Source organism: Actinoalloteichus hoggarensis, from assembly GCF_002234535.1.
Taxonomy (GTDB): domain Bacteria; phylum Actinomycetota; class Actinomycetes; order Mycobacteriales; family Pseudonocardiaceae; genus Actinoalloteichus_A; species Actinoalloteichus_A hoggarensis.
In genome coordinates, this window is record NZ_CP022521.1 from 1,626,016 (window position 1) to 1,638,570 (window position 12,555).

Annotated in this window: 11 protein-coding genes; 5 read left to right on the forward strand and 6 right to left on the reverse strand. The window is 71.0% G+C overall.

All coding sequences use genetic code 11. From position 1 onward, the window contains the following. Positions 1-398 precede the first annotated feature (398 nt). Complete coding sequence (locus tag AHOG_RS07295) at positions 399-1,259, forward strand: SDR family oxidoreductase (RefSeq protein ID WP_093940665.1); 861 nt, start codon at positions 399-401, stop codon at positions 1,257-1,259. Positions 1,260-1,423: 164 nt separating this feature from the next. On the opposite strand, the gene AHOG_RS07300 is transcribed toward AHOG_RS07295, so the two are convergent. From AHOG_RS07300 to AHOG_RS07310, 3 genes are all read right to left on the reverse strand, one after another. Continuing rightward, positions 1,424-2,029, reverse strand: a complete 606-nt coding sequence (locus tag AHOG_RS07300) for a flavodoxin family protein (RefSeq protein WP_093940666.1) — start codon at positions 2,027-2,029, stop codon at positions 1,424-1,426. After that, entirely contained in the window at positions 2,026-2,466 is a 441-nt protein-coding gene (locus AHOG_RS07305) for a hypothetical protein (RefSeq protein ID WP_093940667.1), read from the reverse strand. The genes AHOG_RS07300 and AHOG_RS07305 overlap by 4 nt, the downstream gene beginning before the upstream one ends. Before the next feature lie 592 nt (positions 2,467-3,058). Then, positions 3,059-4,705, reverse strand: a complete 1,647-nt coding sequence (locus AHOG_RS07310) for a DNA-3-methyladenine glycosylase 2 family protein (RefSeq protein ID WP_093944248.1) — start codon at positions 4,703-4,705, stop codon at positions 3,059-3,061. Positions 4,706-5,056: 351 nt separating this feature from the next. Here AHOG_RS07310 and AHOG_RS07315 point away from each other — a divergent pair, with 351 nt between their 5' ends. Continuing rightward, entirely contained in the window at positions 5,057-5,539 is a 483-nt protein-coding gene (locus tag AHOG_RS07315) for a hypothetical protein (RefSeq protein ID WP_093940668.1), read from the forward strand. Between the two features lie 952 nt (positions 5,540-6,491). Here the strand turns inward: AHOG_RS07315 and AHOG_RS07320 are convergent. Further along, positions 6,492-6,701 (reverse strand): tautomerase family protein, encoded by a 210-nt coding sequence (locus AHOG_RS07320; protein WP_093940669.1) that lies wholly within the window; start codon positions 6,699-6,701, stop codon positions 6,492-6,494. A gap of 31 nt (positions 6,702-6,732) precedes the next feature. Further along, positions 6,733-7,482, reverse strand: a complete 750-nt coding sequence (locus AHOG_RS07325) for an SDR family oxidoreductase (protein WP_169725826.1) — start codon at positions 7,480-7,482, stop codon at positions 6,733-6,735. An 86-nt stretch (positions 7,483-7,568) separates the two neighbouring features. Between AHOG_RS07325 and AHOG_RS07330 the strand changes: the two genes are divergently transcribed. Then, complete coding sequence (locus AHOG_RS07330; RefSeq protein ID WP_311770139.1) at positions 7,569-8,426, forward strand: helix-turn-helix transcriptional regulator; 858 nt, start codon at positions 7,569-7,571, stop codon at positions 8,424-8,426. 442 nt (positions 8,427-8,868) lie between these two features. Beyond that, positions 8,869-9,699, forward strand: a complete 831-nt coding sequence (locus tag AHOG_RS07335; RefSeq protein WP_157736698.1) for an alpha/beta fold hydrolase — start codon at positions 8,869-8,871, stop codon at positions 9,697-9,699. A gap of 216 nt (positions 9,700-9,915) precedes the next feature. Here the strand turns inward: AHOG_RS07335 and AHOG_RS07340 are convergent, their stop codons facing one another. Beyond that, on the reverse strand, positions 9,916-10,806 hold the full coding sequence (locus AHOG_RS07340) for an enoyl-CoA hydratase/isomerase family protein (RefSeq protein ID WP_093940672.1): 891 nt from the start codon (positions 10,804-10,806) through the stop codon (positions 9,916-9,918). A 143-nt stretch (positions 10,807-10,949) separates the two neighbouring features. On the opposite strand from AHOG_RS07340, the gene AHOG_RS07345 reads away from it, so the two are divergent. Beyond that, the gene (locus tag AHOG_RS07345) at positions 10,950-11,975 is read left to right on the forward strand and encodes an AraC family transcriptional regulator (RefSeq protein WP_093940673.1); all 1,026 of its coding nucleotides are present in this window, start codon (positions 10,950-10,952) and stop codon (positions 11,973-11,975) included. Positions 11,976-12,555 lie beyond the last annotated feature (580 nt).

Genomic DNA, 12,555 nt, shown 5'->3' on the forward strand with positions numbered 1-12,555 from the left:
CGAGATCTCGGCGTTGCAGGGCCCTCGGGACGGCGAACCCCGTGGTGACGTGAGACCGCCGTCCCGGAGCGGCCTCTGCCGGGAACAGACTCCCGGACGGGCGGCGTCGTGGGCGTCTCGGCGGCACCGTGCGCCGCGCGGAACGCGGCGCGAAGACGGAAGCCTCTCGGCGCGAGGCGCTCGAGGCCGCAGACACGCCTGCCGCCGTTTCGTGCCGGGACGCCACGGGTAACCGATCGAGTACGGCGTCGACGCCGGCGTCTCCGATCTTGCGGCCTCGGCCGGCCGCGCGAGCCGCACCGTCGCCGACCAGCGCCGGATCGACGTCGACGAGTCCGGGCGAGCGTTCTCGCCGTCTCGCGACCGTGTCCCGGCGGACGACCAGGCAAGGAGGACGCATGTCGGACCCGAACGAGAAGCAGCCCCACCAGCAACAGCAGCCGCCGGGAGTGACGGCGGCCATGGACCCGCACCCCCGCGACTCCATGGCCGACTACGAGGGCCGGGGTCTGCTCACCGGCCGACGAGCGCTCATCACCGGCGGCGACTCGGGCATCGGTCGGGCCGTCGCGGCTGCCTTCGCCAAGGAGGGCGCCGACATGGCGGTGGCCTACCTGGAGGAGCACGCGGACGCGGAACGGACGGCCGAGCTGGTCCGTGCCGAGGGGCGTCGCTGCGTGCTGCTGCCGGGCGACCTCGCGGGCGCCGAGCAGTGCCGCGGGATCGTGGAGGACACGGTGCGCGAGCTCGGCGGACTCGACATCCTCGTCAACAACATCGCGACGCAGTGGCCGGTGCACACGCCGGAGGAGATCACCGAGGAACAGTGGATGCACACCTTCGACGTCAACATGCACAGCTACTTCCGCGTGACGGCGGCGGCACTGCCCCACCTGTCCGACGGCAGCGTCATCATCAACACCGGCTCGGTGAACGGTCTGCGCGGCAACAAGTCGCTCATCGACTACTCGGCCACCAAGGGCGCGATCCATGCCTGGACGTACGCGATGGCGCAGGCCCTGGCCGACCGGCGAATCAGGGTGAACTGTGTCGCACCGGGTCCGGTGTGGACACCGCTCATCCCGTCGACCTTCCCTGCGGAGAAGGTGAAGGAGTTCGGCAAGCAGGTTCCGTTCGAGGAGGCGGCCCATCCCGACGACCTCGCGCCCTCCTACGTGTTCCTGGCCTCCAATCGGCTCTCCGGCTACTACAGCGGCGAGGTGATCGCCGCGCTCGGCGGTGAGACCACGCCGGGTTGAGTCCTCTAAGACGGTCGACCCGTTGTCCGGGGGAGCGGGAAGGGACGGCCCCCCTGGCCGCGCCGAGAACGTCGTTCCGACGCGACCGTGCAGGGGCCGGCGGGCACCACGCCGTGCGGCAGGCCGTTCCTTTCGCTCTCGGCCGGGTGCCTTCGGCGTCCGATTCAGCTCGGATATCCCTGGGCACGCAGGAGCCGGGCGAGATGAGCCGCGTTGCGCGCGGAGGTCGTGTTCGTCGAGGCCACGGCCGAGGGCGTCTCGTCGAGATCCTGATAGTCGACCGGCTTCATGGCCTCCCCGTTCCAGTAGGTCGAGCCCTGGGCGGGAATGCTGAATCCCACGTCGTTCAGGCCTTGGAGCAGATCGGCGATGATCTTGTGCGCGCCGTCCTCGTTGCCGACGACGGCGGCGATCGCGACCTTGCCGAACATCGCGGGCCTGCCCTCGTCGTCGGTGTCGGAGAGCGCGGCGTCGAGTCGTTCCAGTACCCGCTGCGCGACGCTGGACATGTGACCGAGCCACGTCGGCGTCGAGATCAGGAGGATGTCGGCGGCAGCGATCTTGCGGCGGATGTCCGGCCAGGCGTCGCCCGCGCCCATGTCCGTCTCCACCCCAGGCCGGACGTCGTGATCGACGACACGGATCAGCTCGCCGGTGACGTCGTTCTCGGCGAGCTGATCCAGTACCTGCCGAGCCATCAGCATGCTGCTGGAGCGCGCCGGGGAGGGCTTGAGGGTGCAGACGAGTGCCAGTGCGCGAAGAGTGGTCATGTTCTGCTCCTGTCGACGTCCTCGTGGAGTTGGGTCAGGCAGCGGACGAACAGCTCGGGTTCGGCGAGCGTCATGGTCAGCCCTGGATGGCGGACCAGGCCCAACGGCTCGATGCCGGTCACCGGTTCGTGGAATCGGACGCAGACCCCCCGATCGCCGCCGGTGCCGAAGGTCAGGCCTCGATCCACCATCGAGAGCCGAGGTCCCACCGACTTCGCCGGCTGGAACGGGCCGGTGACCTCGGCGGATCGGAGATTCGCCAGCGAGGTGCGCACGCGCCAGGCACCGAAGCGGACATCGAGCCCGTCGATGCCGATGACCACGCCGCTGGTGGTGGGGCGCACACCGACCACGGCGAGCAACGGCCGGAATCGGGGGGCGAAGGCGAACCGCAGCAGGTACGGGGCCGTCGACGGCCGAGCAGCGTCGGAGTCCATGCCGCTCGACTACCCCGCGTGGCACCGCCGAACACATCGACCGATCGATTCCGGCCTCGACCTGCCCCTGAACCCGTGGCGGCGGGGCGGGTGAGGCGGACGGGGTGCCCGAGCCGCGGCACCACGGCTGGTCGCCCGCGTTCGTACCTCTCGCAGGGCCGTGACTCCGTGGCGTGACGGCCCGGAGCACCGGTGGGGCGACGGAGGAACGCGGGAGACCTCCCGACGTCCTGCGCGTAGGAGACCGCGGCACGGCGGGGTGGCGTGTCCGGCACCTCCGCCGCGACGACGTCTCGTCGTACAAGGCCGTGAAGCCGCCTGCCGGACCGATGCCGGTGTGCTCCAGCGGGTTGGGCGGCGGGTGTGTCGGCGCGGCCGCCCCGCCGTCGTCGCCCGGGCGGTGCCTCTCCTTGCGGCCGAAGCGGCTGACGACTCCATCGCGGGGGCGCGACGAGACCGCGGGGAACGCCACGATGTCGAACGCCGTCGGCTGCGGGATCGCTTCGAGTCTCGTCCCGCGCGGCTCACCGTCTGGTCGGACGCGAGCGTGCCTCGGGAGCTCGACGGACGCACCCCCTCGAGGGCGGCGGCGTCACGCGGCCGCCCGCTGCCACAGACGGAGCACGGCATAGCTTCGCCACGGCGCCCAGCCCACGGCATGGTCGGCCAGCGCCCGGTGCGCCGACCGGCTGGGCAGGTCCCGATCGAGCAGCCCGAGAGCGCGGGCGCCCGCGACCAGCGCCACATCGGTGTGCAGCCAGGAGTCCGGGTCGGCGAGCACCCGCATGGTGATGTAGGAGGCGGTCCACGGCCCGATGCCCGGTTCACCCGCGAGCCGGACGCGCAAGGCCTCGGGATCGGCCCCGACGTCGACCGCGAGCGTGCCGTCGGCCAGGGCGCGCGCCGTGGCGACGACGGTGCGCACCGACCGGGCAGGCAGCCGCAGCGGTCGCTCGGGGTTCAGCGGCTCGCCCGCCACCGGCTCGGACACGCCGCCTGCGATGTCGGCAGGCGAGGGGAAGAGGCGATCGAGACCGGCGAAGGACGAGGAGTAGGGCCTGCCGAGCACGGCGGCGAGGCGGGTCAGGTGGGTCCGGGCCGCCGCCACCGAGATCTGTTGCCCCACGATCGCGCGGATGACCAGTTCGTGCGGGTCCACGGCTCCGGGCAGGCGGACGCCCGGTGTGGCCGCGACGAGCGGGGCCAGTGTCGGATCGGCCGACAACGCGGTGTCGACCGCGATCGGGTCGGCGTTCAGGTCGAGCATGCGGCGCACCCGAGCCACGGCGGTGGCGACGTCCGCCAGCGACGACAGCTCCAGCTCCGCCCGGACCCGCCATCCCGAAGCGGGCGTCTCCGTCGCCACGACCTCCACCGCCCCCGGCCCGTGCGGCAGGGCAAGCGTCCGGGCGTATCGCAGGCCGCCGCCCGCCGTGGACCCGGCGGCCTCGACCCCGCCGACCGCGCGGGCAGCCAGGAAACGGAACAGGCCGGGCGCGTCGAAGGGCCCGCGCACGGGCAGCGCCAGGTCCAGGCGCACCGGGGCGCCGTCGACCGCGGGTACGTCGACACGGCCTCCGGGGACCTCCCCGGCGGCTCTGCCTCGACCGCGAGACCGCAGCTCACCGGGCCGGGCATCGAACACCGCCAGGACGGTGGCGTTGAACTGCCGCACCGAACCGAAGCCCGCCGCGAAGGCGACGTCCGCCAGCCGCAGGTTCGTGCCCACGAGCAGGCTGCGGGCCGTCTGTGCCCGGCGCGCTCTGGCCAACGCGAGCGGGCCCGCCCCGAGTTCGGCCGACAACAGGCGGTGCACCTGTCGTCCGCTGTAGCCCAGGCGGGCGGCCAGGCTCTCCACCCCTTCCCGGTCCACGACGCCGTCCGCGATCAGTCGCATGGCGCGCCCGGCGAGATCCCGACGCAGATCCCACTCCGGGGTGCCGGGCGCGGCCTCGGGCAGGCAGCGTTTGCATGCCCGGTATCCCGCCTCGTGCGCGGCCGCCGAGGTCAGGAAGAACGTCACGTTCCGCATCTTCGGCGTGCGCGCCGGGCACGAGGGGCGGCAGTAGACGCCGGTCGAGGACACCGCCGTGAAGAACTGGCCGTCGAAGCGGGTGTCGCGGGCGTCGATCGCCCGGTATCGCTCGGCGAACGACGGATCGCCCAGCACGCAGTACGCGCCCGCCTCGCCGCCGGTTCGTCGGGGCCTCGACCGGGCGGCCACACCACGCTCAGACATCACACTCTCCATTCGCCCCGCCGGACAGACCCCGGATCGATCCGGCCTGTTCCGCCTGCCGTCGCCGTCGCGGCCGCGTCGCCCGAGAACAGCGCCGTGCGATCCCGCCGGGTCGGACTCCGCGCCGGCGGGCCCGGCGCCGCCGCCGTCCGCACGGCGTTGTCGACCTCCGCCGCGCCGGAACCTGCCCGGACAGGCCGGGCAAGGGGCCCGCACCGGTCCCCAACGCGGTGTTCACGAGACCCATTCCACCGCCGATCCCACGCCCGGTCTGGCGGGAATCGGACACGAGTGTGTGTGGGCTCGGGCCGGCGGAGGACGACCGAACCGACCGGGGGTACATTGCCGGCGATGCTGAAGTGGATCTGGTGGCTGACGGCGCCCGCCATCGCCGCATTGCTGATCGTCCTCGCGGTGCGGGACGCCAGGCCCGCCTACGAGGCGGCCTTCGGCTCCGGCACGGACGGTGTCTTCACCGTGACCAGGGTGGTGAGCGGCGGCCGCGGCCACGCGGCCCCGTACGGCGACTTCGTTCCCGACGACGGCTCCGCACGACGCCTCGACGTGGCGCTCGTGCCGGGCGGCTCCCTGGAGCCGGGGGAGCGGATCACCGCCGTCGACACCGGCCATCCCCGAGGCGTCTACCCGGCGGGCGGCTCCGCCGACTGGCTGATCCTCACCGTCGTCGGCGGGGTGGGCGTGCTGCTGCTCCTCGCCTGGGCGGGCACGGTGGTCCGGGTCTTCGTGCGCCGCTGGGCGATGGGGGGCGCGGTGGGGGCATCGACGTCCCCGGCGAAGCCCGTGCGGGTGCCGCCGGGAAACGGCAGAACGTAGCGCGGTGGCGCTGAGGGTTCCCACATCTCTTCCGCGTGCGTCGCCTTATCCGCGCCCCTGCCACGATCGCCGGCGAGTTCGACGAACCTTCCCGCCGGCCGAGGCCGGATCGCCGAGCGCGGCCGCCACTACGACGAATGCACCAGGCTGGTTCAGACTCCACTGCACCGAAGCCGTGCCACTGTGCCTGCTCGAAACCGAACAAGGCCGCCACTCGCCGAGTCGTGGTACCGGACTCCCGTATCGAGGCGGTCGAGATCGGAACGACCAGGCCCCGTGCTCGCCTCGATGACTGCCCGTCGCCGGCACACAGCCCCCCTGCGGCTTCGCGGACATCGACGACCCGCTGCGGCGCATCGCCTACCGAGCCTTCTCGGATGACCGACCGTACCGACGACGCCGTCCACGTCGCGCTGACAGCGCCGTTCGACACCGTGTTCGGCGCCGGGGTGCGGCCACCGCCCTCGCCCGCCACGTGGAAGGCGAGAACGGGGCCGCTCGAACCGGGAACGTCGCTGTGTGAACAACGGCGCTCTGGTGCCCCCGGCGGGAGTGCCGAAGGACGGGAACAGTGCTGACCAGCTGGCTTCGTACCGGCAGCCTGGTAGTCGAATCACGTTCCGAGTCGTCTACGCACCCGTGACGGCCACCTGCGGCGGGACGACGGGACTTCGCTCGCGGGCGGCTCGACTGTCCACAACCTCATGCGGCCGATGGCGGGAGACCGTCGGGCACGTCGACGAGCGATGCGCCGCGGATCGTCCGGTTCGAACGGAGAATCGTGAACTGCGGCTCGTCAACGAGATCCTCCGGCGTGAGTTCACGCCGGACCCGGCGCCGAGCTTTCCTCCTGCCCATAGCTTCCACCATGGACATCCCATTCCGGGACCACGCGCGTCCCTGATCTCAGGTGCCCCTCGAACGGGGGCAAGCCGTCGTACGCGGGGGCGTGTCAGGCCTCGCTGTCGAGCATCGCGGCGGTCAGGACGTCGCCTCCGACGCCCCAGCCGCCGTCCTCGACCTCGTCGACGAGCACGACCGTGGTCGGCCGGGCGCGTTCTCCGTAGATCTCGACGTACAGCTCGGTGGTTCGCTCGACGATCTTCTTCTTGTCCTCGGCGCCGATGGTGCCCGCAGGGACCTTGAAGTTGGCGAATGGCACAGGTGTTCTCCTCGTCGTCGTTCAGTGGGTGTCAGACCAGGCCGCCGTTGGCGCGCAGGATCTGGCCGTTGACCCAGCGGCCCTCGGGACCGGTCAGGAAGGCGATGACGCCCGCGATGTCCTCCGGGGTGCCCAGTCGCTCCAGTGGCGGCGCCTTGGACAGCGCCGCCACCTGTTCCTCGGTTTTGCCGTCCAGGAACAGCTCGGTGGCCGTCGGGCCGGGCGCGACCGTGTTGACGGTGATCCCGCGTCCGCGCAGCTCGCGGGCGAGGATCAGGGTGATCGCCTCGACAGCGCCCTTGCTCGCGACGTACGCGCCGTAGCCGGGGACCCGCGTGCCCACCACGGAGGTCGAGAAGCTGACGAAGGCGCCGCCCGTGCGCAGCCGTTGAGCGGCCTGCCGCGCGACGACGAAGGTGCCGCGGATGTTGACGCGGTGCAACCGGTCCAGCACGTCCAGGTCAAGCTCGGCGATGGGGGACAGGGCGAGGCGGCCCGCGGAGTTGACCACGACGTCAACGCCCCCGTACTCGGTTTCGGCGCGGTCGAACAGCTCCGCCACCGCGGTCTCGTCGGCCACGTCGGCGCGGACCGCGGTCGCGTTCCCACCCGCGGCGATGATCGCGTGCACGGTCTCCGCCGCGGCGTTGTCGTCGCCGGCGTAGTTGACGACGACGGCCAGTCCGTCCGCGGCGAGCCTGCGGGCGACCGCCCGGCCGATGCCGCGCGAACCCCCGGTGACGATGGCGACTCGTCCGACAGCGAGGTCGGTGTTTGTCATGCCTCCACCGTGCAGGACCGTGCGGACCGGTGACAGGGGACGCCGTCCCATGTGTCCGTGGCCCGCTGCGCTGCAGACTGGAGGACATGAACGCGATGAAGTACGCCGAGCTGGGCGCGTTCCTCCGCTCGCGGCGTGAGCGCATCCGCCCCGAGGAGGTCGGACTGGTCTCCGGGCCGCGACGGCGCGTGCCGGGACTGCGCCGCGAGGAGGTCGCCCACCTCGCCGGGGCGTCGGCGGACTACTACAACGAGGTGGAACGCGGAGCCGGGTCGCAACCGTCGGAACAGATGCTGGCGGCGCTGGCGCGTGCGTTGCGCCTGACCGCCGACGAGCGCGACCACCTCTACCACCTGGCCAACCGTCCGGTGCCGCGTGGCGGCGCGGGCTCGCACGTGCACCCCGGAATGCTCGACCTGCTCACCCGGTTGACCTCCACCCCCGCGCAGGTGATCACCGACCTGCACGTGACGCTCGTGCAGAACCCGCTCGCCATCGCGCTGCTCGGGGACCACTCCCGCTTCCGGGGCGAGGAAGCCAGTTTCGTCCACCGCTGGTTCACCGACCCCGAGGCGCGGCGGCTCTACCCCGAGGAGGACCACCCGGCCCAGTCCAAGGCGTTCGCCGCCGACCTGCGGGCCGCCGCCGCACGCCGCGACGCCAAGGACACCGGGGCGAGCGCGCTCGTCGCCGGACTTCTCGACCGCTCCGCCGAGTTCGCCGGGCTGTGGGCCGAGCATGACGTGGCGTTCCGCCGCGACGACCGCAAGCGCATCGACCATCCCGTGCTCGGGCTGGTCGAGGTCAACTGTCTCACCCTGTTCAGCGAGGACGGTCGTCAGCGTCTGCTGTGGTTCACCCCCGTGCTGGGCACCGACAGCGTCGACAGATTGGAGCTGCTCGCCGTCATCGGCACCCAGGAGTTCACGCCGCACCCCGACTAGTCGTACCGCCCAGCGTGCCGTCGAACAGTGGTTCCGGCAAGCCGCGCGGCGACGACCCGGATCACGCCGGGATACTCCAGACCACCACGTGGAACTGGTGCGGAGGGCGTGGCCTCGGGAACTCGCGATAATGCCGGCGCCGGTCGTCAAGATGCGGCGAGTGGAGGCGACAGGAGAGGGTGAGCGGAAACGCGATGCCAGCGCGGCAACACCGTGTTCACCGGGCAGACGGCGCCGATGCAGCTCTGGTAGGTCCCGTGACGGCAGGGACGGCATCGTCCGCGGGAAGCGCAGGACCAGCAGTCCGGTGCGCCGGCAGCCTGCGCCGTGCTCACGTCTCCATACCTGGAACGTAGCGTCGACCGGCGTAGATTCTCGAGAGGACCAAGTCCAGATCGAGGCACCGTTCAGCGGAACGCCCGATATAATGAGAGGTGCTTCAGTGGATCGACTCGACGTGCATGTCGGCGGAACGAGAGTCGCCTACCTGAAAAGCTCGGCCGACGACGACGCTCGGGCGGTTGTGTTCGTCCACGGCAATTCCTCGTCAGCTCGTACGTGGCTCCCGCAATTGACCGGTGATCTCGGGCGGCGGTTCCGCTGCTTCGCGCTGGATCTGCCGGGGCATGGGCACTCCGATCCGGCTCATCATCCTGCCGACTACTCACTGCCGGGATACGTGGCCGTACTCACCGGCTTCATGCGGGAGCTCGATATCGCCGATGCGGTCGTCGTCGGATGGAGTCTGGGCGGGCAGATCGTCATGGAGGCAGCGCCCGAGCTGCCCGATGCGGCCGGCTTCGTCGTTTTCGGTGCCCCACCTGTCGCAACGCCGGCACAACTGTCAGAGGCGTTCTTGCCGAACCCGGACATGGCCGCACTGTTCGACGACCAGGTCTCCGAGCCCGAGGCGAAGTCGGTCGCCGGGTGCTTCGTCGCGACCGGCTCGTCGTTCGATGTCAAAGAGTTCGTCTCCGACATTCTCAGCACAGACGGTGCGGCCCGCACGGGACTCGGAGCCAGCCTCGGAGCGGGCCGCTTCGCGGACGAGATCGCGATCGTCTCGGCTCTGGAGCAACCTCTGGGGATCGTGCACGGCGAAGCCGAGCAGCTGGTGAGCCTCGCCTACCTGCGCAAGCTGGACTTTCCCGCGCTGTGGCGTGACGAGGTCCAGGTGATCCCCGGTGTCGGCCACGCACTACATCAGGAGGCACCTCGCCAGTTCGCTGCCCTGTTGAGTGAGTTCGTCGGTGAGGCTGTTCACGTCGGGTGACACGCGGCCGGCCGGGCACAAGCTCATCCGGACCGCCGGCCCAGCACCAGGCCATAGGTCAATCGGATGCCAGAGCGTGAGCCGTCCGGGTGGGAGAGATGCTCGGCCGGTGCGTCGCCATCGCGCTGCCGACGGGCGACTGCATCGAAGCGCGACGAACAAGCGGCCGACAGAACGACGAGACTCGTGTGAGCTTCTTCGCCGGGACGTGAGGCCCTACTGCTGAGCCGCGTTCCGGAAGCCAGGCGACAGACTGTCGACGAGCCCCTCGAGATCCCGCTCGCCCTCACGGGTCTGCACGCCCGCTGCCAGCTGCTTGCGGGCGACCTCGACCATGTCCTCGGTGAACAGTGAGTACAGGAAGGCGTTTTCGGCGACGTAGGCCGTGTCGGAGGCGGGCGGGGTCGCGGCCCTGACGGTGGCCTTGATCGCGGCGACGACCTCGGGGCGCACTCCCGCCATTCGGCGGGCCAGGGCGTCGACGAAGGCGTCGATCTCGTCGGCGGGCAGCGCCCGGTTCACCAGGCCGTAACGCTCGGCCACTTCGGCGCCGACGAGCTGGCCACCGATGAGCAGTTCCAGGGCCCGGGCCGGGCCGAGCAGACGGGTCATGTTCACCGTGCCACCGCCCCCGGGAAGGATCGCCAGGGTGGACTCGGGCTGTGCCTGGCCCGATCTGCCGATCGCGGCGAATCGCATGTCGAGCGACATCAGGAACTCGTTGCCGGCGCCACGGGCGAAACCGGCCACCTTGCCGATGGTGACCTGCGGGAGGTCGCGGATCTCCGCTCCCATGGCCTGGAGGATGTTCAGGCCGTGGGGGATCACGGCGCCCGGCGCGGCGTCGATCGCGGCCTGGGTGGCGGCGGGCAGGGCCTCCGGGTCGGTGAGGTAGGCCATGTCGCCGTGAGCGCTGAAGAACTCCGGATCGGCGCTCTGAAACACGATCACCCGGACGTCCGCGTCGGTGCGCACATGATGCGCGAACCCACGCAATGACGGCAGCAGCACGCCGTCCATCAGATTGAGGGGCGGGTGGTCGAGCGACACGGTGGCCACACCGTGCGCGACGGTGATCTTGAGGCCTGCCCAGCTGCGGTAATCCATGGTGGCTCCTTCTCGACGAGGCCGGATGTGCGTCCCGGCTCCCAAGACCATATGTAGCGACCAGTGAGGCGAACCATGCCCGCAACGCTCAGATGATTGATTCTTTGACTCATCTGCTCGGATCCGGGTGCTAAGGTCACCCTGTGGATCCACTGAGCGACGCCCTGGCGATCTCGGGCGTCAAAGGGGCGCTGAGCACCCGCGTCGAGGCGGGTGGCCGATGGGCGATCGCCCTGGACGACTATCCCGGGGTGGCCTTGCATGCCGTGACCGCGGGCAGCACCTGGCTCACGGTCGTCGGCCGCGAACCGGTGGAACTGGCGGCCGGTGACGTGGTCCTGCTGTCCGCAGGCACCCCGCACGGCCTCACCGACGATCCCACGGACACTCGCGGCCGGTGCGAACACGTAGCCGCTCGCGGGCGCGGTACCGGTGAGGTGATCAGCCTCGGGTCCCGGCCCGCGACCACGCGGATCGTCACCATCCACTACGACTGCGATCCGGCCGCGCTCACCCAGATCCTGACTCTGCTACCGGGTTTCGTGCACGTGCGAGCCGAAGCGGGGACGCCGGGACTGGCCGATACGGTGCGCATGCTCGCCCGGGAACTCGCCCATCCGCAGCTCGCCACGTCTGCCGTGCTGAAGAGCCTTGTCGACATCGTGCTCGTCCAGATGCTGCGTGCCTGGCTCGCGGTGAATCCCCCCGAGTGCTTCGGCACCTGGCTGGGTGCGCTCTACGACCCTGTCATCGGCGAGGCACTACGGCACCTGCATGCGAATCCGGCCGTTCCCTGGACGACCTCGATGCTCGCGGAAGCCATCTCGGTCTCCCGCGCGACCCTCGCCCGCCGTTTCCCGGCCGCGACGGGATACACCCCCGCGGCGTATCTGGCGAACTGGCGCATGGATCTGGCCGCCGTGCGGTTACGCGACAGCCATGACTCCCTCGAGGTGATCGCCGAGGCAGTCGGGTACGGGTCGGTGCCGGCGTTCACCCGTGCCTTCACCCGGGCCCACGGACGTACGCCCGGGCGCTACCGCAGCGAGACGCGCAGCCACGGTGGTACGGCCTTCCGGTTGGAGACGCCCACCCCGTCGAGCCTGACGATCAGTGAGGACCCTGTCCAGGCGGGACTCTCTGTTCCGGTCACCGGACCGGTCTGGTAGGCGATGACGACGAGTTGCGCGCGGTCACGTGCCTCCAGCCTGGTCATGGCGCGCTGCACGTGGGCGCGAACGGTGAAAGCGCTCATCAGTACGCGGGTCGATGCCACCGCCTCCCGGCCGCCGCCCGCCTCGCCGACCACGGTGATGTCATCGGCCGTGAGCGGCCGTCGGCGTCCAGCACCGGACCGTTCAGCGTGAGGATGCGAACAACCGCGTCTCGCCCCACGAACCGAGATCACGGCCGACGCTGTCGAGTTCGGCGTCAGGCACCGCCAGCCGGAGCAGGGCCTGCAGGAGCCGGTCGCCCGCCGGCCGGGCCGGGACGCCTGTTCACCTGCGAGCCCCGGCGCCGGAAAGGTCGCGGTCGGCGCTCTCGGCATGCCGGCCCTCGCCAGTGGTGGCCTGGAGTCGGTGGTGCAGCCGACGGTGCCGCTCTTGCAACGCGAACCAGTCCGGCGACGGGGCCGACGTCACTTTCCGCGGCGGCCAACGCACGGTCGACCTGGTGTTGGGTGCGGACGGTACGCATCCCCGGAGCCTGCGCTCGGCTCGGCCATCGATTGCACGTGACCCGATGGAT

Excerpts from the sequence above, each read along its gene's own strand:
- AHOG_RS07295 (WP_093940665.1), top strand. The coding sequence starts at position 399 with ATGTCGGACCCGAACGAGAAGCAGCCCCACCAGCAACAGCAGCCGCCG.
- AHOG_RS07300 (WP_093940666.1), bottom strand. The coding sequence starts at position 2,029 with ATGACCACTCTTCGCGCACTGGCACTCGTCTGCACCCTCAAGCCCTCC.
- AHOG_RS07305 (WP_093940667.1), bottom strand. The coding sequence starts at position 2,466 with ATGGACTCCGACGCTGCTCGGCCGTCGACGGCCCCGTACCTGCTGCGG.
- AHOG_RS07310 (WP_093944248.1), bottom strand. The coding sequence starts at position 4,705 with ATGTCTGAGCGTGGTGTGGCCGCCCGGTCGAGGCCCCGACGAACCGGC.
- AHOG_RS07315 (WP_093940668.1), top strand. The coding sequence starts at position 5,057 with ATGCTGAAGTGGATCTGGTGGCTGACGGCGCCCGCCATCGCCGCATTG.
- AHOG_RS07325 (WP_169725826.1), bottom strand. The coding sequence starts at position 7,482 with ATGACAAACACCGACCTCGCTGTCGGACGAGTCGCCATCGTCACCGGG.
- AHOG_RS07330 (WP_311770139.1), top strand. The coding sequence starts at position 7,569 with ATGAACGCGATGAAGTACGCCGAGCTGGGCGCGTTCCTCCGCTCGCGG.
- AHOG_RS07340 (WP_093940672.1), bottom strand. The coding sequence starts at position 10,806 with ATGGATTACCGCAGCTGGGCAGGCCTCAAGATCACCGTCGCGCACGGT.